The organism is Halobaculum litoreum, from assembly GCF_030127125.1.
GTDB lineage: Archaea > Halobacteriota > Halobacteria > Halobacteriales > Haloferacaceae > Halobaculum > Halobaculum litoreum.
In genome coordinates, this window is record NZ_CP126156.1 from 941791 (window position 1) to 959251 (window position 17461).

General features: G+C 72.2%; 17 protein-coding genes and 2 pseudogenes. 12 read left to right on the forward strand and 7 right to left on the reverse strand.

Annotated features, from left to right (window positions below):
* Nucleotides 1-47 precede the first annotated feature (47 nt).
* From P0R35_RS05015 to P0R35_RS05045, 7 genes and pseudogenes are all read left to right on the forward strand, one after another.
* The gene (locus P0R35_RS05015; protein WP_284014118.1) at nucleotides 48-419 is read left to right on the forward strand and encodes a VOC family protein; all 372 of its coding nucleotides are present in this window, start codon (nucleotides 48-50) and stop codon (nucleotides 417-419) included.
* A gap of 96 nt (nucleotides 420-515) precedes the next feature.
* Nucleotides 516-1820 (forward strand): malate synthase AceB, encoded by a 1305-nt coding sequence (gene aceB / locus P0R35_RS05020; protein WP_284014119.1) that lies wholly within the window; start codon nucleotides 516-518, stop codon nucleotides 1818-1820.
* Nucleotides 1821-1892: 72 nt separating this feature from the next.
* A pseudogene (locus P0R35_RS05025) lies at nucleotides 1893-2610 on the forward strand (fumarylacetoacetate hydrolase family protein).
* A gap of 439 nt (nucleotides 2611-3049) precedes the next feature.
* The gene (locus tag P0R35_RS05030; RefSeq protein WP_284014120.1) at nucleotides 3050-3742 is read left to right on the forward strand and encodes a GAF domain-containing protein; all 693 of its coding nucleotides are present in this window, start codon (nucleotides 3050-3052) and stop codon (nucleotides 3740-3742) included.
* Nucleotides 3743-3767: 25 nt separating this feature from the next.
* Entirely contained in the window at nucleotides 3768-4724 is a 957-nt protein-coding gene (locus P0R35_RS05035) for a D-2-hydroxyacid dehydrogenase (RefSeq protein WP_284014121.1), read from the forward strand.
* Nucleotides 4725-4799: 75 nt separating this feature from the next.
* Nucleotides 4800-5336, forward strand: a complete 537-nt coding sequence (locus P0R35_RS05040) for a helix-turn-helix domain-containing protein (RefSeq protein ID WP_284014122.1) — start codon at nucleotides 4800-4802, stop codon at nucleotides 5334-5336.
* Between the two features lie 238 nt (nucleotides 5337-5574).
* A complete protein-coding gene (locus tag P0R35_RS05045) occupies nucleotides 5575-6774 on the forward strand; it encodes an alanyl-tRNA editing protein (RefSeq protein ID WP_284014123.1) in 1200 nt (399 codons plus the stop codon).
* A gap of 108 nt (nucleotides 6775-6882) precedes the next feature.
* Here P0R35_RS05045 and P0R35_RS05050 read toward each other — a convergent pair whose 3' ends face one another.
* Nucleotides 6883-8187: a carboxypeptidase-like regulatory domain-containing protein gene (locus P0R35_RS05050; RefSeq protein WP_284014124.1), complete on the reverse strand. Its 1305-nt coding sequence runs from the start codon at nucleotides 8185-8187 to the stop codon at nucleotides 6883-6885.
* A gap of 135 nt (nucleotides 8188-8322) precedes the next feature.
* Here P0R35_RS05050 and P0R35_RS05055 point away from each other — a divergent pair, with 135 nt between their 5' ends.
* Nucleotides 8323-9486, forward strand: coding sequence for an acyl-CoA dehydrogenase family protein (locus P0R35_RS05055; RefSeq protein WP_284014125.1), 1164 nt, complete (start codon nucleotides 8323-8325; stop codon nucleotides 9484-9486).
* 4 nt (nucleotides 9487-9490) lie between these two features.
* A pseudogene (locus P0R35_RS05060) lies at nucleotides 9491-10117 on the forward strand (HAD family hydrolase).
* Here the strand turns inward: P0R35_RS05060 and P0R35_RS05065 are convergent.
* Both P0R35_RS05065 and P0R35_RS05070 read right to left on the reverse strand, forming a co-directional pair.
* Entirely contained in the window at nucleotides 10068-10304 is a 237-nt protein-coding gene (locus P0R35_RS05065; RefSeq protein WP_284014126.1) for a DUF5822 domain-containing protein, read from the reverse strand. The pseudogene P0R35_RS05060 and the gene P0R35_RS05065 sit on opposite strands and share 50 nt — an antisense overlap.
* 77 nt (nucleotides 10305-10381) lie before the next feature.
* On the reverse strand, nucleotides 10382-10849 hold the full coding sequence (locus P0R35_RS05070) for a type IV pilin domain-containing protein (RefSeq protein WP_284014127.1): 468 nt from the start codon (nucleotides 10847-10849) through the stop codon (nucleotides 10382-10384).
* Between the two features lie 113 nt (nucleotides 10850-10962).
* Here P0R35_RS05070 and panB point away from each other — a divergent pair, with 113 nt between their 5' ends.
* Nucleotides 10963-11775: a 3-methyl-2-oxobutanoate hydroxymethyltransferase gene (gene panB / locus P0R35_RS05075; protein WP_284014128.1), complete on the forward strand. Its 813-nt coding sequence runs from the start codon at nucleotides 10963-10965 to the stop codon at nucleotides 11773-11775.
* Between the two features lie 33 nt (nucleotides 11776-11808).
* On the opposite strand, the gene P0R35_RS05080 is transcribed toward panB, so the two are convergent.
* A complete protein-coding gene (locus tag P0R35_RS05080) occupies nucleotides 11809-12579 on the reverse strand; it encodes an alpha/beta fold hydrolase (RefSeq protein ID WP_284014129.1) in 771 nt (256 codons plus the stop codon).
* 109 nt (nucleotides 12580-12688) lie between these two features.
* On the opposite strand from P0R35_RS05080, the gene P0R35_RS05085 reads away from it, so the two are divergent.
* Together P0R35_RS05085 and P0R35_RS05090 are read left to right on the forward strand one after the other, a co-directional pair.
* Nucleotides 12689-12994, forward strand: coding sequence for a DUF7127 family protein (locus tag P0R35_RS05085; protein WP_321170451.1), 306 nt, complete (start codon nucleotides 12689-12691; stop codon nucleotides 12992-12994).
* The gene (locus P0R35_RS05090) at nucleotides 12991-15252 is read left to right on the forward strand and encodes a CDC48 family AAA ATPase (protein WP_284014130.1); all 2262 of its coding nucleotides are present in this window, start codon (nucleotides 12991-12993) and stop codon (nucleotides 15250-15252) included. Before P0R35_RS05085 ends, P0R35_RS05090 begins: the two co-directional genes overlap by 4 nt.
* An 84-nt stretch (nucleotides 15253-15336) precedes the next feature.
* Here the strand turns inward: P0R35_RS05090 and P0R35_RS05095 are convergent, their stop codons facing one another.
* From P0R35_RS05095 to P0R35_RS05105, 3 genes are all read right to left on the reverse strand, one after another.
* Nucleotides 15337-15804 (reverse strand): GNAT family N-acetyltransferase, encoded by a 468-nt coding sequence (locus P0R35_RS05095; protein ID WP_284014131.1) that lies wholly within the window; start codon nucleotides 15802-15804, stop codon nucleotides 15337-15339.
* A gap of 7 nt (nucleotides 15805-15811) precedes the next feature.
* Nucleotides 15812-16111: a DUF7976 family protein gene (locus P0R35_RS05100; RefSeq protein WP_284014132.1), complete on the reverse strand. Its 300-nt coding sequence runs from the start codon at nucleotides 16109-16111 to the stop codon at nucleotides 15812-15814.
* A 109-nt stretch (nucleotides 16112-16220) separates the two neighbouring features.
* Nucleotides 16221-17294: an Mrp/NBP35 family ATP-binding protein gene (locus P0R35_RS05105; RefSeq protein ID WP_284014133.1), complete on the reverse strand. Its 1074-nt coding sequence runs from the start codon at nucleotides 17292-17294 to the stop codon at nucleotides 16221-16223.
* Nucleotides 17295-17461: the final 167 nt, after the last annotated feature.

The following is a 17461-nucleotide window of genomic DNA, read 5'->3' on the forward strand; positions in this document are numbered from 1 at the left end:
TTGCGGCGACGCCAACGGTTAACCCCGCCCGTGTGGGTGTGGAACGCATGGCGTTCATCCACGTCTGTCTCAACGTCGCCGACGCCGACCGCGCGGCCGACTGGTACGCGGAGCACCTCGGGTTCGAGCGCTCGTGGGAGTTCACGACCGCCGACGGCGACACCCGGAACCTGTACGTCGCCGACGAGAACGGGGTCGAACTCCAGCTGTCCGACACCGACGGCGACGACGAGTTCGACGAGGGCACCGCCTACGACCACATCGCCGTGAAGGTCGACGACGTCGACGCCGCGTTCGAGCGCATCGACCACCACGGCGTCGTGAAGGAGCCGGGCGACCAGCCGGAGGCGGGCGCGCGGACGGCGTTCCTGAAGGACCCGGACGGCCACACCGTCGAGTTGGTGCAGCCGCTGGGGTAGCGTCGCTGGACGCCGGCGGCGGGCGTCGCTTCCGGGCAAAACTGTGTCTGGAACGAACGTTTATGATAGTTCGCCGGGACCCCTGAATCGGTAGACATGAGTGTGCAACGCAATTACGAACGCGAGTTCGTTCGGACGTTCTTCACCTCTCCCACGGCGATCAAGGAGGGCGACGACTCGGCGAAGATGCTGCGGCGCGCGGCGAGCCTCCGCGGGATGCAGGCGCCCGACGTGTGGATCCCCGACAACGAGGACGCGACCGCGCCGAACATGCGCGCCGAGGGGGCGCGGAACATCGTCGAGGTCGTCGCCGAGCACGGCGCCGACTTCCCCGGCGAGATCCACCCGCGAATCGAGTGGCACCGGGACCGGCCGACGACCCGACTGAACGGGTTCGAGTACATGCGCGAGATCGCCGACCCCGAAAACGGCGCCGTCGAGCACATCGACGGCTTCGTGATCCCCGAGGTCGGGGACATCGACGACTGGAAGAAGGCCGACGAGGCGTTCCAGCTCGTCGAGGCCGAGCACGGACTGGAGGCGGGGAGCCTCTCGATGTCCGTGATCGTCGAGAGCGGCGAGGCCGAGATCGCTCTCAACCGCATCCGCGACGAGATGGGCAAGCCCTCGAACACCCTCGAACGGATGTTCATGCTCGTCGACGGCGAGGTCGACTACACGAAGGACATGCGGGCGATGACGCCCACCGGCGAACTGCCCGAGTGGCCCGAACTCCGCCACAACACCTCGAAGGGCGCCAGCGCCGCCGGCCTCGTCGCCGTCGACGGCCCGTACGACAACATCCGCGACGTGGAGGGGTACAAACAGCGCATGGAGGACAACCGCGCGAAGGGGATGACCGGCATCTGGTCGCTCACGCCCGGCCAGGTCGAGGTCGCGAACACGGCCCCGCTCCCGCCGGTCACGGGGACGTGGCTGCTCGACGTCGACGGCGAGGAGGTGGAACTGGTCGCCGACGGCGACACGCAGGTGTACGACGGCGACGACCTCTCGCTCGAGGCCACCGGCGACGGCTACGTCCTCACGGTCGGCGGCGACGAGCACCACCTCGACGAGGACGAGCTCCGCGAGCAACTGCTCGACATGACGTCGTACGTCCCGAGCATGGACGACATCGTCGACTCGATGGAGGAGTTCGAGGCGGCCAAGGAGTCCGGGATGGGCGCCATCGCGATGACGCAGGCGGCGACGCTCGTCATCGACGGCGTCGAGGTGTCGCTTGAGAAGGACCGCATGTGGGACGAAGCGACGTATCAGGCCGCCCAGACCCCCATCACCCTGTTCCAGGACGTGTACGAGCACCGCCCGGACCAGCACGAGGAGCTGGCGGAGCGGTACGGCGCGGACGTGGTCGAGCGGGCGACGCAGGTCGGGAGCTGAGCCCCGCTCGCCACCGCCCCCGCGTCGCCGCGAGGACAACGCTTTTTCACCGACCGCTCCGCACTCGCAGCCATGCGACTCGCACGCGCCCAGACCGCCGACGGCGTCCGCGAGGGGGGAGTACCGCGACGGCACGCTCGTCACGGACGACGCCGAGTACGAGGTCGACGAGGCCGACCTCCTCGCGCCCTGCGACCCGGACGCGCTGTTCTGCGTCGGCCGCAACTACGCGGCGACGCTCGACCAGATGGACTACGAGCGGCCCGAGGAGCCGGACTTCTTCATCAAACCGCCCCACAGCGTCGTCGGCCACCGGGACCCGATCCCGTACCCCGCGTGGACGGACGAACTCACCTACGCCGGGGAGCTGGTCGCCGTCATCGACGACCCCTGTTCGGACCTCGACCCCGCGGACGTGCCCGACGCCATCCGTGGCTACACCGTAATGAACGACGTCGACGCGCTCGACCAACAGGGCCGCACCGCGCGCAAGGCGTTCACCGCCTCCGGGCCGCTCGGCCCGTGGATCGAGACGGACCTCGACCCGACGGGCATCGACATGCACACCAACGTCGGCGGCGAGCGACGACAGGAGGCGAACACCGAACTGATGCTGTTCGACCCCTACGAGGTCGTCTCGTACCTCTCTCACCGCTTCGAGTTCCGCGCGGGCGACTGCGTCGCGTTCGGCTCGCCCGCGAACCCCGGCCTCGTCGAGACCGGCGAGGCGGTCGAGATCACTTACGAGGGCGTCGGCACCCTCGTCAACGACGTCGTCGACGGCCGCTGATCCACGCCGACGCCCCGGCCGCAATCAGCGGCGATACCTGCGGGCGTCGTTTTATCCCCGGGTCGGGTGTCGGACGCGACGATGACAGCCGGGAAGACGGGCGACCGCGGGGCGGCCGGAGCGGGAGCCACGGTCGACGGCGGGCCCGAACGACTGCTCGTCGTCAGCGGCGACGACGAGTGGGCACGACGCGTCGCGACGGCGTCGCGCGTCCCGGTCCGCCGGCTCCCGCCCGCGGACGCGGTCGCGCCGGAGACGGCCCTCGACGGCTACCCGGCGGCGGTCGTGGTAGACGGCGAGACGCCGAGCGAGCCGGTCGTCCCGTTCGCCGCGGTCCGGGACCGCTACCCCGACGCGGCGTGCCTGCTCGCGGGCGGGGGCGGTCGCGTCGACTGCGACGCCGACGGCGCCGGCGGCGACCGACCGATCGCTCGAGTACGTGCCCGAGCGGGCGCCGAGCGCCGTCGCCGCCGCCGCGGAGTTCGCGGTCGAGCGACGCACCCACCGCGGCTACCCCGTCGCGGAGCGCGAGGACGCCCGCGTCGCCGCCGTCGACTCCCTCGACAGGGGGCGGCTCCTCGAAGCGGGGGCGCTCGACGACCTCGCGACGGCGGTGACGAACGCCGTCGACGCGGACGCGGCCACGGTCGGACTGTTGGGCGAGTACCGCCTCCACGTCGTCGGCCGCTCGGACGGGGCGCTGCCGACCGCGGTCGACCGCGCCCGCAGCCTCTCGACGTACACGGTCCTCGAGGACGGGGTCCACGCGGTGCCCGACATCGCGGCCGACCCGCGCTTCGAGGCCGACAGCCTCGCGCTGGAGTACGGCCTGCGCTCGTACGCCGGGGTCGCCGTCCGCGTCGACGGCGCGGCCGTCGGGACGCTGTCGACGTTCCGCCGCGAACGCGGCCCGCCGGCCGCCGCCGACCGGGAGACGCTGCGACTCCTCGGCGGGGTCGCCGGCGACCTCCTGGAGGGATCGTCGCCGGCGCCGGCGACGAGGGGCGGCCGCGCTCGGCCGACTCGCGGACGACGACGGGCCGATTGCCTGAACCGCCGCCGGACCCCGGCCGCCGCCCCCCAGCCCTCGCGACCCGTGTCGGCCGGTCGCGCCGACGCTCGGCGTAACTAAGTGGGGCCGGGTCGTCGCTCGGCGCATGCGCGTCGTCGTCACCAGACAGAAGATCCACGGCCACCCGGCCGCCGAGTTCGTCGACGTCCTCCGCGAGCGCCTCCCCGACCACGACGTCGTCCTCGCGTCGACACCCGCCGAGGAGCGCGAGGCGGTCGCGACCGCCGACGCCGTCGCCGGCGAGGGGTTCGCGACCGGGGAACTCCTCGACGGGGCGGCGTCGCTGAAGCTGTTCGCCGGCGTGTACGCCGGCACCGGCCACCTCGACCTCGACGCCTTCGAGGCCGCGGGCGTCGCCGTCACCAACGCCTCCGGCGTCCACGCGCCCAACATCTCCGAGTACGTGATCGGGGCGCTCGTGTCGCTCGCCCGGGACTTCCGGCGGGCGACCCGCCAACAGGACCGGCGCGAGTGGCGCGCCTACCGGACCCGGGAGCTGTACGACTCGACCGTGACGGTCGTCGGCCTCGGCGCCATCGGCACGGCCGTCGTCGAGCGACTGGCCCCGTTCGGCGTGGAGACGCTCGGCGTCCGCCACTCGCCGGAGAAGGGCGGCCCGGTCGACGAGGTGTTCGGCTACGACGCGGTCCACGAGGCGCTCGCGCGGACCGACCACCTCGTGCTCGCGTGCCCGCTCACGGACACCACGGAGGGACTCGTCGACCGCGACGCCCTGAAGACGCTCCCGCCGCACGCGACGCTGGTCAACATCGCCCGCGGCCCCGTCGTCGACACGGACGCCCTCGTGCACGCGCTGCGGTGGAACCACGTCCGCGGGGCGTTCCTCGACGTGACCGACCCGGAGCCGCTCCCGGAGGACCACCCGTTGTGGGGGTTCGACGACGTGCACATCACCCCGCACAACGCCGGCCACACCCCGCGCTACTTCGAGCGCGTCGCCGACGTCCTCGCGGGGAACGTCCGCCGACTCGCCGCGGCCGACGGCGACGAGCTGCCGGAGCTGGAGAACCGCGTCGTCTGAGCGCGACCGCGGGGCTCCCGTCGTGATGTCGGCGACGGAACACGGTTTTTAACCCTCCGAGCGCGTAGCTGGGGCATGGCCAAGTACTCCACCGGGAGCGGCGGCGGGGGTGGCTCCGGCGACGCGTGCGAGCTGTGCGGCCGCGAGGACACCAAGCTGTCGCGGGCGAACGTCGCCGGCGCGAAGCTGCTCGTCTGTTCGGACTGTGCGCCGCACGACGACGACGCCGCCCGTCGCGGCTCCGGCCGCGGCGGGAGTGGCGGTGGCGGCGGCGGCAACCGCGACGCCGCGGAGCCGAGCCGCACGAAGCGCGCCGCCCAGAACGTCGCGAAGGCGATGGACGCCAACACCGGCGACTCCCGCCGCTGGGAGGAGCAGGGCACCGACTACGAGAAGGACCGCCTGCCGTACCTCGTGAAGGGGTACGGCGACGTCGTCGCCGACGCGCGACAGGAGGCCGGGCTGACCGCCGAGGACCTCGCCGCGGAGGTCGGCGTCGACGTGAAGCAGGTCCACGCCGTCGAGGAGGGGCGCGCCGCCCGCGCCGGTGTCGGCGGGTCGACGGTCCGGAGCATCGAACAGGCGCTCGACGTGACGCTCGTGGACGAGTAACGCGAGGCCGGCCGACCGGAGGGAGGGCGGCCTCGGAGGACGGCGGCGAGGTCTCGGGCCGAGCCGCCCACCTAACGGACCTTCCCGGCCGAACGGAGGGAGGGCGGCCTCGGAGGACGGCGGCGAGATCCCGTGCCGAACCGGGAACGGATCGGGCGATCCGGCCCGGCCCGTCTCCCGCCGCGCGCGACGCCGCCGCGGGCACATCGTTTTTCGGCTCCCGGGGCCACGGGCGGCCATGGGACACACACTCGCGGCCGAGCACCCGGAGGTCCGGGCGTTCGAGGCGACCGTCGAGTCGGTCGACGGCCGGGCGGTGACGCTGTCGGAGACGTACTTCTACCCCGAGGGCGGCGGCCAGCCCGCCGACCGCGGCACCCTCGGCGGCGTGTCGGTCGCGGACGTGCGGGCCGGCGCCGACGGCGTGGTGCACACGCTCGCCGAGGCGCCCGCGTTCGACGCGGGCGACGCCGTCGCGGGCGTCGTCGACGACGACTACCGGACGTACTGCATGCGCGCCCACACCGCCAGCCACGTGCTGTACGGCGCGGGCCGGCGGGTGCTCGACGACCTCGGCTACGGCGGGTTCGGGATCACCGACGAGAAGGTGCGCGTCGACTTCCGCACGTCGACCGACGTGACCGACGACGTGCTCGTCGAACTTGAGCGCCTCGTGAACCGCGCGGTGTGGGACTCGCGTGACGTGTCGTGGGCCGAGCGGCCGGTCGACGAGGCCCGCGGGGACGAGGCGGTGGCGTTCAACACGAAGACCGAGGAGGACGTGATGGCCGACGCCGACACGGTCCGCGTCGTGACGGTCGCGGGCTGGGACGCGGCGGCGTGCGGGGGGACCCACGTCGCGAACACCCGCGAGATCGGTCCCGTGACGGTGCTCGACCGCTCGAACCCCGGCGAGGGGCTCACCCGCGTCGAGTTCGCGGTCGGCCCGGCCGGCATCGACCGCCGGGCCGACACCCACCGCGGCGCCCGCGCCGCCGCCCGCGAACTCGGCGTCGCCGTGGCGGACCTCCCGGACGCGGTCGCCCGGGTTGCCGACGAGCGCGACCGCCTCGCCGCGGACCTCGAGGCGCTCCGCGAGGAGGTGCTCGTGGGACGACTGCGCGCGCTCGAAGCCGTCGGGGAGGAGGGACGCGCGCGCCGGGTCGGCGTCGTCGCCGGCTTCGAGGCGAACGCCGTCGGGGCGGCCGCGCAGACGCTCGTGGACGAGCCGGACGGTCCCGACGCGGTCGCCGCGGTCGGTGACGGGGACGCCCCGTTCGTGGTCGTCGCCTCCGCCGGCGACCTCGACGCCGGCGACGTGGTCGACGCCGTCACCGACGCGTTCGGCGGGGGCGGGGGCGGCTCGCCGCGGTTCGCGCAGGGCGGCGGACTGGCCGCCGACCCGGACGAGGTCGCGGCGTTCCTCCGCGAGTTCTGACGCCGGCGCGGGGACCGGCCGCCGGCGGCGGCGCGGTCGCCCGCCGGCACGACCGCCCGGCCGAGCGCTCACGCGCTCACCCGCTCGTCCGGGCACTCGCTCCGTCGGTCACTCGCCGGTCCGGCGGTCCCACCCGACGAACAGCGCCGCCAGCGTCAACACGGCGACCACCGCCGTGAGCGGCGAGAAGCCGGGGAAGCTCACGCCGGTCTCGCCCTGATCGGTCGTCTCGGCGGCCGTCGGCGACGGCGTCGGGGTCGGGTCGGGGGTCGCGGTCGGCGTGGGCGTCGCGGTCCGCTCGCGGACCACGGTCACCGTGAGCTCCCCGGATGTCAGCTCGTCGGACTCGGCGACGACGGTGCGGTCGCCCGCCTCGTCGAACCGCAGGGTGGCGGTGCCGTCGCCCCCGGTCGTGGCGACCTGCTCGCCGTCCACGAGCACGGCGGCGTCCGCGACGGGGTCGCCGTAGGCGTCGACGACGGTGACGACGGTTCGGCCGCCGACGAGGACGCGGGTGTTCACGGCGGTGACGTTCAGCTCCGGCGTCCGGCCGAGGTCCACCCGGATCGTCGCCGCCGACTCGCCGACGTCGACGGTCCGCTCGACGGTCTCGTACCCCTCCTTGGTCACGACGAGGTCGAGGTCCGCGTTCACGGGGACCTGCGCGGTCGCCTCGCCGTTGTCGAGCGTGCGGAAGGTGCCGGCCGTCTCCAGTTCGATCCGGGCGTCGGCGACGGGCTCGGCCGGGTCGAAGCGGTCGTCAGTCACGTCGAACGAGAGGGTGACCGAGCCGCGCTCGACGGCGACGGACTCGCGCGTCGACTCGCCGACGTCGACGTCGCGCGTCACCCGGTAGTAGCCCTGCTTCACCACGGTGAGGCCGTACTCGCGCTGTTCGATGGCGCCGGTGGTGAAGCCGCCGTTGGCGTTCGTGCGGCCGTTGACGACGACCTCGCCGTCGGCCCGCAGCACCACCCGCGTGTCGCCGACCGCGTCGCCGCCGGCGTCCGTGACGGTGACGGTGAGGCCGCCGCGCTCGCGGACCGTGACGGCGACCGTTTCCTCGGCGGCGTCCTCGACGACGTAGGGGTCGTTCCGCATGTACGTGGGGTGGTCGACGCCGATCTCGACGGTCGCGCCCTCGGGGACGTCGAGGAACGCGCGGCCGTTCCCGGCGGTGGTCGCGCTCGCGGAGCCGCCGTCCCACGAGGCCGTGAGGTCGGCGTTGCCGACCGGGTCGCCCGCGGGGGTCTCGAGCGCGACGGTGAGCGTGACGGTCGACTCCTGTGTCGCCGCGAGGGCGGACCGGTCGCCCGGGCCGGTCCCGGGGACCGGGGCGGCGGCGGCGACCGCCGGGGCGAGCGCGAGCAGGGCGACCGCTGTGAGGACCGCGGCGCGAGTGGGGAGGCGCATTCGTGTTCCCGAACGACGGCCCGACGGAAAGGTACGAACAGCTTTCGCGGCGACAAGGAGGCCGCTAACCCCGGCTCGACCGCGCGGCCCCCGGCGGTCAGTCACGCTTAACCCCCGCGCGCCGAAGGCGGGCGTATGGCACACGCGAACGCGGACGCGTACGGGCACTCCCCGTCGATGCTCGACGACGAGGAGCGTGCGATCCGCGAGGTGGTCCGGGAGGTCGCCGTCGAGGAACTCCGGCCGGGGGCACAGGCGGCCGACGAGACGGAGACGTTCCCCGAGGACGCGTGGGACACCCTCGCCGAGTTGGACCTCACGGGGCTGACGACGCCCGAGGCGTACGGCGGCTTCGACGCCGACCGCTCGACGTACGCGGTCGTCAACGAGGAACTCGCGTACGGCCAGTTGGCCGTCGCGACCGCCCTCTCGGTGCACTGTCTGGCCGCCTCCTGCATCGCCGACTTCGGCTCGGAGGCCGTCCGCGAGGAGTGGCTCCCCGACATGGTCGACGGCCGGCCGGTCGGGGCGTTCTGTCTCTCGGAACCGGGCGCCGGCTCCAACCCCGCGCAGATGACCACGACCGCGGAGCGCGACGGCGACGAGTACGTCCTGAACGGGGAGAAGCAGTGGATCACGAACGGCGAGCGCGCGGGCGTGTACATCGTGTTCGCGAAGACCGACGCCGACGACGACGGGTCGATCACGCAGTTCCTCGTCCCCGCCGACTACGACGGCGTCGAGGTCGGCAAGAGGGAGGAGAAGCTCGGCCTGCGCGCCTCCGACACCGTCGGGATGCAGTTCTCGGACGTGCGCGTCCCCGAGGCGTACCGCCTCACCGAGGAGGGTCGCGGGCTCTCCGCGGCCCTGCAGACCCTGACGGGCGGCCGGATCGCGATCGCGGCGCAGGCGGTCGGGCTCGCGCAGGCGGCGTTCGACGAGGCCCGCGAGTACGCCCACCAGCGCGAGCAGTTCGACGCGCCGATCGCCGAGATCGAGGCGGTGCGGAACAAGTTCGCGGAGATGGGGACGAAGGTGCAGGCGTCGCGCCTGCTCGTGCGCGAGGCCGCCCGGCAGGCCGACGCCGGCGAGGACCCCCGCCTCGCGGCGTCGATGGCGAAGTACTTCGCCAGCGAGTCCGCCGTCGACGTGACGAACGAGGCGGTCCAGATCCACGGCGGCTACGGCTACATGAGCGAGTTCGACGTCGAGCGGTTCTACCGCGACTCGAAGATCACGACCATCTACGAGGGGACGACCGAGATCCAGAAGACGATCATCGCGCGGGAGCTGTTGTGAGCCGATGACGGGCGACCCGTCCGCGGACGCGGCGGCAGACTACGCGGGGTACGACGCCGTCGTGTTCGACCTCGACGGCACGCTCGTGGACCTGGCGGTCGACTGGGCGGCCGCCGCCGGCGACGCGGTCGCGCTGTTCGAGGCCAACGGGCACGACGCCGCGGGCGCGGAGCTGTGGAGCCTGCTGGAACGCGCCGACGGCGCGGGGCTCCGCCCGGGCTGGAGGCCGTCCTCGCGGACCACGAGGTGCCCGGCGCGGAGGCGTCCGCCCGCCTCCCGCACGCCGACCACCTCCCGCTGGCGGTGCCGACGGGCGTCTGCTCGCTCAACTGCGAGGCCGCCTGTCGGACCGCGCTCGACCGCCACGACCTGACGCCCCACGTCGGGAGCGTCGTCGGGCGCGACTCGGTGGCGACGTACAAGCCGGACCCCGAGCCGCTGATCGCGACGCTGCGCGACCTCGGCGCGGACCCGGCGGCGGCGCTGTTCGTCGGCGACTCCGAACGCGACGCGGTGACCGCCGAGCGGGCCGGCGTCGACTTCCGCTGGGTCTGACGGGCCGTCGGGCCCGTCGGCGCCGCTCACGCCGCGCGCACGTTCTTCTCGTAGTAGTACGCGCCCACGGCGGTGACGATCCAGATCACGGCGCCGACGCGGATGGCGAAGGAGGCGCGCGCCGCCCACGTCGGGAGGACCACGAACGCGGACAGCGCGGCGACGAGCACCGACCCGAGGGTGACGGTGACGACGAACGTCGCCTGCATCACCCAGCCGTAGTCGACCCCGTCGGGGTCGGTCGTCTCGACGCGCTCGGGCACGCTCGGAGGGTGCGGCGCGACGGTGTAAGCCGTGTCGGTTCCGGTCCGGACGGCCCCGACCGACGTCGGCGGCCGCGTCAACAGCCGACGTCGGCGGGCGGCGACGGCACCGCGACCTCGTAGATCACGAGCGTTCGGCCCTCGCTCCGGAACACGATGGAGTACGTCTGTCCCGCCGCGGCGATCACGTCGAGCGCGCCGTCGCTCCCGCAGCCGTCCACGTGGGCGTACGACCCGGGGCCGACCGTCGGCCCGGCGGTCCACACGCTGCTCCACGGGATCTCGGTGCCGGATTCGTCGCGGATGAAGACCTCGGTGCCGTCGGCGGTCTCGCCGGCGCGGTGGTGGATCTCGATGTACGGCCGCCCGGAGTTGTCCGCGCCGTCGGCCGAGTACGCGGTCACGTCGAGGGCCACCTGCGGCGCCGGCTCGCCGAGCCGGTCGTCGAACCCGAACGCCAGCGTCCCGACGACGACGCCGAGGAGGACGACGACGACGACCATGAGCGCGACGCCGACGACCGGCGAGAGGCCGCGATCGGTCACGGTCGGTCGGTCGCGCCCCCACGGACATACCCGTTGTGCCGCGATTATCACGCGGCGAACCCGCCGACGCCGGGATCGCACGGATTAATCGGACCCCACCCCAAGCCGGGCGCATGGTGACGACGCGGGACCTCCGCGAACGGGCGGACGACGAGCCCATCACGATGCTGACGGCGTACGACGCGCCGACGGCCGAGATCGTCGACGAGGCCGGGATCGACGTGATCCTCGTCGGCGACTCGATGGGGAACGCCGTCCTCGGGCACGACTCGACGCTCCCGGTGACGGTGGAGGAGATGCACAGCCGGACGGCCGCCGTCGCGCGCGCGACCGAAGACGCGCTCGTCGTCGCGGACATGCCGTTCCTCTCGTTCGGCGTCGACGAGGCCGATAGCATCGAGAACGCCGGCCGGATGCTGAAGGAGGCCGACGCGGACGCGGTGAAACTGGAGTCGGGGCCCCACACCGTCGAGTTGACCCGGCGGCTCGCGGAGCTGGGGATCCCCGTGATGGCTCACCTCGGCCTGACACCACAACACGTCAACCAGCTCGGCGGGTACCAGCGGCAGGGGACCGACCCGGAGGCGGCCGAACGACTGCTCGATCTGGCCCGCGAACACGAGGCGGCGGGCGCGTTCTCGCTGGTCCTCGAACACGTGCCCGCGAACCTCGCCGAGCAGGTGACCGACGCGCTCGACATCCCGACCGTCGGCATCGGCGCGGGTCCGGAGACGGACGGGCAGGTGCTGGTGATCACCGACGTGCTCGGCCTCGACGAGTGGTCGCCGCCGTTCTCGAAGCAGTACGCCGACCTCCGGGGGGCGATGTCGGACGCCGTGACCGCCTACCGGGAGGAGGTCGAGCGCGGCGAGTTCCCCGCCGCAGAGCACAGCCACGTCGAGGACGACGTCGACGACGTGTACTGAGGCGGTCGCGGCCCGCGCCCGGCGCCGTGCCGTCTACAGACTGTCGAGGAAGGGACGGACGGCGTCGTTGAACGCCGCCGGGCGCTCCACCATCGCCATGTGCGCGGCGTCGTCGATCTCGACGAGCTCGCAGTCCGGGATCCCCTCGGCCAGGCGCTCGTGGAACCGGGGCGGCGTCAGGCCGTCGTGCTCGCCGACGACCGCGAGCGTCGGGACGTCGATCGCGTCGAGCCGGTCGCGGACGTCGAACGTGTGGCACGTCCGGAAGTCGCGCTCGACGACCGCACGCCCCGCGTCGTGCATCGCCGCCCGCGACCGGTCGAGCGTCTCCGCGTCGGCGTCGTGGAACAGCCGGTCGGGCTCGTGGAGGAACGCCACCGCGCGCTCGAAGTCGTCGCGGAGCCACACGAGCAGGTCCTCGAGCACCGTGAGCCGTGCGCCCGTCCCCGTCAACACCAGCCCGTCGAGCGGGAGGTCGTGTTCGAGCGCGACCCACATCGCGACCGCGCCGCCGAGGGAGTTGCCGACGAGGACGGACGCGTCGGTCTCCTCGGCGACGGCGACGACGTCCTCGGCGTACGCCTCCAGCGTCTCCGGGCCGGGTTCGGCGTCGACGTCCTCGCTCGCGCCGTGACCGCTCAGATCCAGCGCCGTCGTCGTCGTCTCGGACGCGAGCCGGAACTGGCCGGCCCACACCTCCCCGGTCCCCCCGCTCCCGTGGACGCACACCACTCCCGGCCCGTCGGCGTCCCCGCCGCGGCTTCTGTACGCGATGCGCCGTCCGTGCCGTTCGACGGTGTGCATACTCGCAGTCGTCCCGGACCCGTGATAAATCGGCCGGGAGCGTCCCGCGGTGCGGCGTCGGTCGGTGTGAACCGCGAGCCGACTCTCAGATCCGATTCCCGTCGCCGTATTGCGGTTTGTCGGCGATATCTTTATATACTGTGGCGTATTACTTGGGGTTAGGAACAGCATGACTCAACGACACACTACCGACCGTCGCGAGCGGTTCGTCCGCCGGTACGACTACCCGGACGGCACCGTCGTGGCGGCGGACCTGAACGCGGCCGACGACGACGTCCACGTGGACACCGTCGACGGCTCCGCGATCGTCGTCGTCGACCGCGAGGGCGGGGAGGAGGAGTTCGAGTTCGAGCTCCCCGGCCCGGCCGCAAGCGTTGACATCGAGAACGGCGTACTCACGATCCACATCGCATGAAACTCACCGTCAAACCCCTGAAACAGAAGGACGCCGGCCGACGCCTCGCCGCGATCGACCGCGTCGCCGCCGAGGAGCTCGACCTGTCGGGCGGTGACTACATCCGCATCGAGGGCGACTCGACCGCGATCGCCCGCGTCTGGCCGGGCTACCCCGAGGACGACGACACGGGCGTCGTCCGCATCGACGGCCAGCTCCGACAGGAGGCCGGCGTCGGCATCGACGACCGCGTCACCGTCGAGGCCGCCGACGTCGAGCCCGCCGAGCGCATCACCATCGCGCTCCCCCAGCAGTTCGGGATCCGCGGCAACGTCGGCTCGATCATCCGGGACAAGCTCTCGGGCCAGCCCGTCACGCAGGGGCAGACGATCCGCTTCCCGCTCGGCCTCGGGCTGATGGGCGGCGGCTCGCAGGCGGTCCCGCTGAAGATCGCCTCCACGAAGCCGTCGGGCACGGTCGTCATCACCGACTCCACGGAGGTCGACATCTCCGAGAAGCCCGCCGAGCAGATCGCCGACACCGCCGGCGGCGCCGGCGCGGAGACGCCGGACGTCACCTACGAGGACATCGGCGGCCTCGACGACGAGCTCGAACAGGTCCGCGAGATGATCGAGCTCCCGATGCGCCACCCGGAGCTGTTCAAGCGCCTCGGCATCGAGCCGCCGAAGGGCGTGCTCCTGCACGGCCCGCCGGGCACCGGGAAGACGCTCATCGCGAAGGCCGTCGCCAACGAGATCGACGCGCACTTCCAGACGCTGTCGGGCCCCGAGATCATGTCGAAGTACTACGGGGAGTCCGAGGAGCAGCTGCGCGAGGTGTTCGAGGAGGCCGCCGAGAACGCCCCCGCGATCGTCTTCATGGACGAACTGGACTCTATCGCGCCCAAACGGGAGGAGGCCGGCGGCGACGTCGAGCGCCGCGTCGTGGCCCAACTGCTCTCGCTGATGGACGGGCTGGAGGAGCGCGGCGAGGTCGTCGTCATCGGGGCGACCAACCGCGTCGACGCCATCGACCCGGCGCTGCGCCGCGGCGGCCGCTTTGACCGCGAGATCGAGGTCGGCGTCCCCGACCGCGACGGTCGCAAGGAGATCCTCCAGGTCCACACGCGGAACATGCCGCTGGCCGACGACATCGACATCGACGAGTACGCCGAGACGACCCACGGCTTCGTCGGCGCCGACCTCGAGAGCCTCGCGAAGGAGGCCGGCATGAACGCGCTGCGGCGCATCCGCCCGCAGATCGACCTCGAGGACGACGAGATCGACGCCGAGGTGCTGGAGTCGATCCAGGTGACCGGCGGCGACATGAAGGAGGCGCTCAAGGGCATCGAGCCGTCCGCGCTCCGGGAGGTGTTCGTCGAGGTCCCCGACGTGACCTGGGAGGACGTGGGCGGACTGGAGGACACGAAAGAGCGTCTCCGGGAGACGATCCAGTGGCCGCTGGACTACCCCGAGGTGTTCGAGGCGATGGACATGCAGTCCGCGAAGGGCGTGCTGATGTACGGCCCGCCGGGCACCGGGAAGACGCTGCTCGCGAAGGCGGTGGCCAACGAGTCCGACTCGAACTTCATCTCGGTGAAGGGACCGGAGCTGCTGAACAAGTACGTGGGCGAGTCCGAGAAGGGCGTCCGCGAGATCTTCAGCAAGGCCCGCGAGAACGCGCCGACCATCGTCTTCTTCGACGAGATCGACGCGATCGCGACCGAGCGCGGCCGCAACTCCGGCGACTCGGGGGTCTCCGAGCGCGTCGTCTCACAGCTCCTGACGGAACTCGACGGGCTGGAGACGCTCGAGGACGTGGTCGTCATCGCGACGACGAACCGTCCGGACCTCATCGACAACGCCCTGCTGCGCCCGGGCCGCCTCGACCGCCACGTCCACGTGCCGGTCCCCGAGGAGGACGGCCGCCGCAAGATCTTCGCGGTCCACACCCAGCACAAGCCGCTGGCCGACGACGTCGACCTCGAACGGCTCGCCCGCAAGACGAAGGGGTACGTCGGCGCCGACATCGAGGCGGTGTGCCGCGAGGCGTCGATGAACGCCACCCGGGAGTTCATCCAGTCGGTGTCGCCCGAGGAGATGAACGAGTCGGTGGGCAACGTCCGCGTGACGATGGCCCACTTCGAGGCGGCGCTGGAGGAGGTGAACCCCTCGGTCACCGAGGAGACCAAGCAGCGCTACGAGGAGATCGAACAGCGGTTCCAGAACCGCGAGGCGCGCGACGAACAGGAGTCGGAACTGGGCCGGACGTTCCAGTGAGCCCCGCGTAACGGGTCCGGCGACCCCGGACCGACCCATTTCGGACCGACCCATTTCGGACCGACGCCGCCGACATCGACCCGGTTACAGCCGCTTCTCCATCACGATCTCGTCGTAGTCGCGGTACGCCAGCGGGTAGTCGCCCGTCTTCCGGAAGCCACGGTCGCGGTAGAACTCGGGGAGAAACGGGTGCTCCTCGGGCGTGGTCAGCCGGACCGTCCCGTGGCCGTGTCTCCCGCTCCACCGTTCGGCCGCGTCGACCAGCGCGGCGCCGATGCCTTCGCCCTTCCGCGACTCGTGGACCGCGAGCCGACTCAGTTTCACCGCGTCGTCGTCGACCGGGTCCAGACGGACGCCGCCGACGACGGTCCCCTCCGCGACGGCGACGAGCACGTGGTCGTCGCGGATCCACTCGGTCACCGTCGCGTCGGTGGCCGACGCCGCTTTCGCGGGGAAGCCCAACTCGCGGTTCCGCGCGTACGCGCTGCGGTAGACGGCCGCGAGTCGCTCGGCGTCGTCGACCGTCGCAGTCCGGACGGCGATGTCGCTCACAGTTCCGCTACTCCCGCTGCAGCCCGCCGCGCTCTTTGATCTGCATGATCCGTCGGACGTTCAGGTAGATCTCCTCGGGGGAGGTGTCCTCGTCGGGGTCGTACAGGTCCGAGACGCGGTAGAGGATCGCCGAGAGCTGTTTCGACTCGCTGGAGTCGCCGCGCACGTCCTCGGCGACGGCGCGGAGGAACTCCCGGCTGTCGGCGTCGGCGGCGAACTCGGCCGCGGAGTCTGGCGCCAACTGCCAGTCGGGGTCGTCGTCCGCCCGGAGGCCCTCGGGGAGCCGCGCGTCCTCGTCGTCGCTCATACGTCGCATGCGAGGCCCCGGCGACAAAGCCGGTTCGAATCCGCGCGCTCGGCCCCGATTGCTCGTGAAAACCGGTGTCTCGGACGGCGGCCCCGTCGCCGCCCGGTCCCTACTGCGACGGCGTGTGCTGCTCGGTCCGCCGGCTCACCGCGCGCCGCTGGACGACCCCGACGTTGTTCGCGACGTTCTCGGTGACGATCTTGAACGCGTCGCCCACTTCGCCCGACTCGTCGTCGAGGACGACCGGCGCGCCCGTGTCGCCGCCGGTGCGCACCGACGGGTCCAGCGGGATGCCGCCGAGGAACGGGAGGTCGTTGTCGGCGGCGAACCGCTTGCCGCCCCCCTTGCCGAAGATGTCGTGTTCGCCCCCGCAGTCCGGGCAGACGAACCCGGACATGTTCTCGACGATCCCGAGCACGTTCGTGTCGTGCTTGCCGAACATCCGCAGGCCCTTGTTCGCGTCGTCGAGCGCGACCTCCTCGGGGGTGGTGACGATCACCGCGCCCGTGAGGGGGAGCGTCTGGAGGATGGTGAGCTGGGTGTCGCCCGTCCCCGGCGGCAGGTCGAGCACGAGGTAGTCGAGCGCGCCCCACTCGACGTCCTCGACGAGCTGGGTGAGCAGTTTGTGGACCATCGGGCCGCGCCAGATGACGGGGTCGTCCTCGCCGACGAGGAACGCCATGCTCATCAGCTTCATCCCGTACTTCTGCGGCGGGACGATCGTCTCCTGTTCGGTCGCCCGCGGCGCCTCGTCGGCGTCGACCATCCGCGGGACGTTCGGCCCGTACACGTCGGCGTCGAACAGCCCGACGCGCGCACCGAGCGCCGAGAGGCCGGCCGCGAGGTTGACCGCGACCGTCGACTTCCCGACGCCGCCCTTGCCCGAGGCGACGGCGATGACGTTCTTCACGTTCGGCAGCACCTCCTCCTCGCTCGACAGGCCCGAGTCGACCGACGCGGAGATGTCGAGCGCGTAGTCGGTGTCCGCGAGCGCGTCGCGGACGGCCTCGGCGATCCCCGTCTCGGTCGGTGCGTACGGCGCGCCGAGCGCCAGCGACACGCGGATCACGCCCTCCTCGTCGTCGACCTGCACCGCGTTCACCAGACCGAGCGAGACGATGTCCTCGCCCAGATCCGGGTCGTCGACACCGGCGAGTCGCTCGCGTACGGCGGCTTCGTCCATGTCGTCGCGTCGGCGAGCGCCCCGAATAAGGGTTTCCCACGGGGCCACCGCGGCGTCGCCGTCGGCCGATCGATGTATCGCCACGGATACGTCGGAAGTAACCTCGAACAGTTACAAATCTGCCGATGTGTCCCACAAGTTCAAGTACGCACGAACGAACGCATCTA

Excerpts from the sequence above, each read along its gene's own strand:
- panB (WP_284014128.1), top strand. The coding sequence starts at position 10,963 with ATGGTGACGACGCGGGACCTCCGCGAACGGGCGGACGACGAGCCCATC.
- P0R35_RS05015 (WP_284014118.1), top strand. The coding sequence starts at position 48 with ATGGCGTTCATCCACGTCTGTCTCAACGTCGCCGACGCCGACCGCGCG.
- P0R35_RS05100 (WP_284014132.1), bottom strand. The coding sequence starts at position 16,111 with ATGAGCGACGACGAGGACGCGCGGCTCCCCGAGGGCCTCCGGGCGGAC.
- aceB (WP_284014119.1), top strand. The coding sequence starts at position 516 with ATGAGTGTGCAACGCAATTACGAACGCGAGTTCGTTCGGACGTTCTTC.
- P0R35_RS05090 (WP_284014130.1), top strand. The coding sequence starts at position 12,991 with ATGAAACTCACCGTCAAACCCCTGAAACAGAAGGACGCCGGCCGACGC.
- P0R35_RS05040 (WP_284014122.1), top strand. The coding sequence starts at position 4,800 with ATGGCCAAGTACTCCACCGGGAGCGGCGGCGGGGGTGGCTCCGGCGAC.
- P0R35_RS05045 (WP_284014123.1), top strand. The coding sequence starts at position 5,575 with ATGGGACACACACTCGCGGCCGAGCACCCGGAGGTCCGGGCGTTCGAG.
- P0R35_RS05050 (WP_284014124.1), bottom strand. The coding sequence starts at position 8,187 with ATGCGCCTCCCCACTCGCGCCGCGGTCCTCACAGCGGTCGCCCTGCTC.
- P0R35_RS05105 (WP_284014133.1), bottom strand. The coding sequence starts at position 17,294 with ATGGACGAAGCCGCCGTACGCGAGCGACTCGCCGGTGTCGACGACCCG.
- P0R35_RS05035 (WP_284014121.1), top strand. The coding sequence starts at position 3,768 with ATGCGCGTCGTCGTCACCAGACAGAAGATCCACGGCCACCCGGCCGCC.
- P0R35_RS05080 (WP_284014129.1), bottom strand. The coding sequence starts at position 12,579 with ATGCACACCGTCGAACGGCACGGACGGCGCATCGCGTACAGAAGCCGC.
- P0R35_RS05055 (WP_284014125.1), top strand. The coding sequence starts at position 8,323 with ATGGCACACGCGAACGCGGACGCGTACGGGCACTCCCCGTCGATGCTC.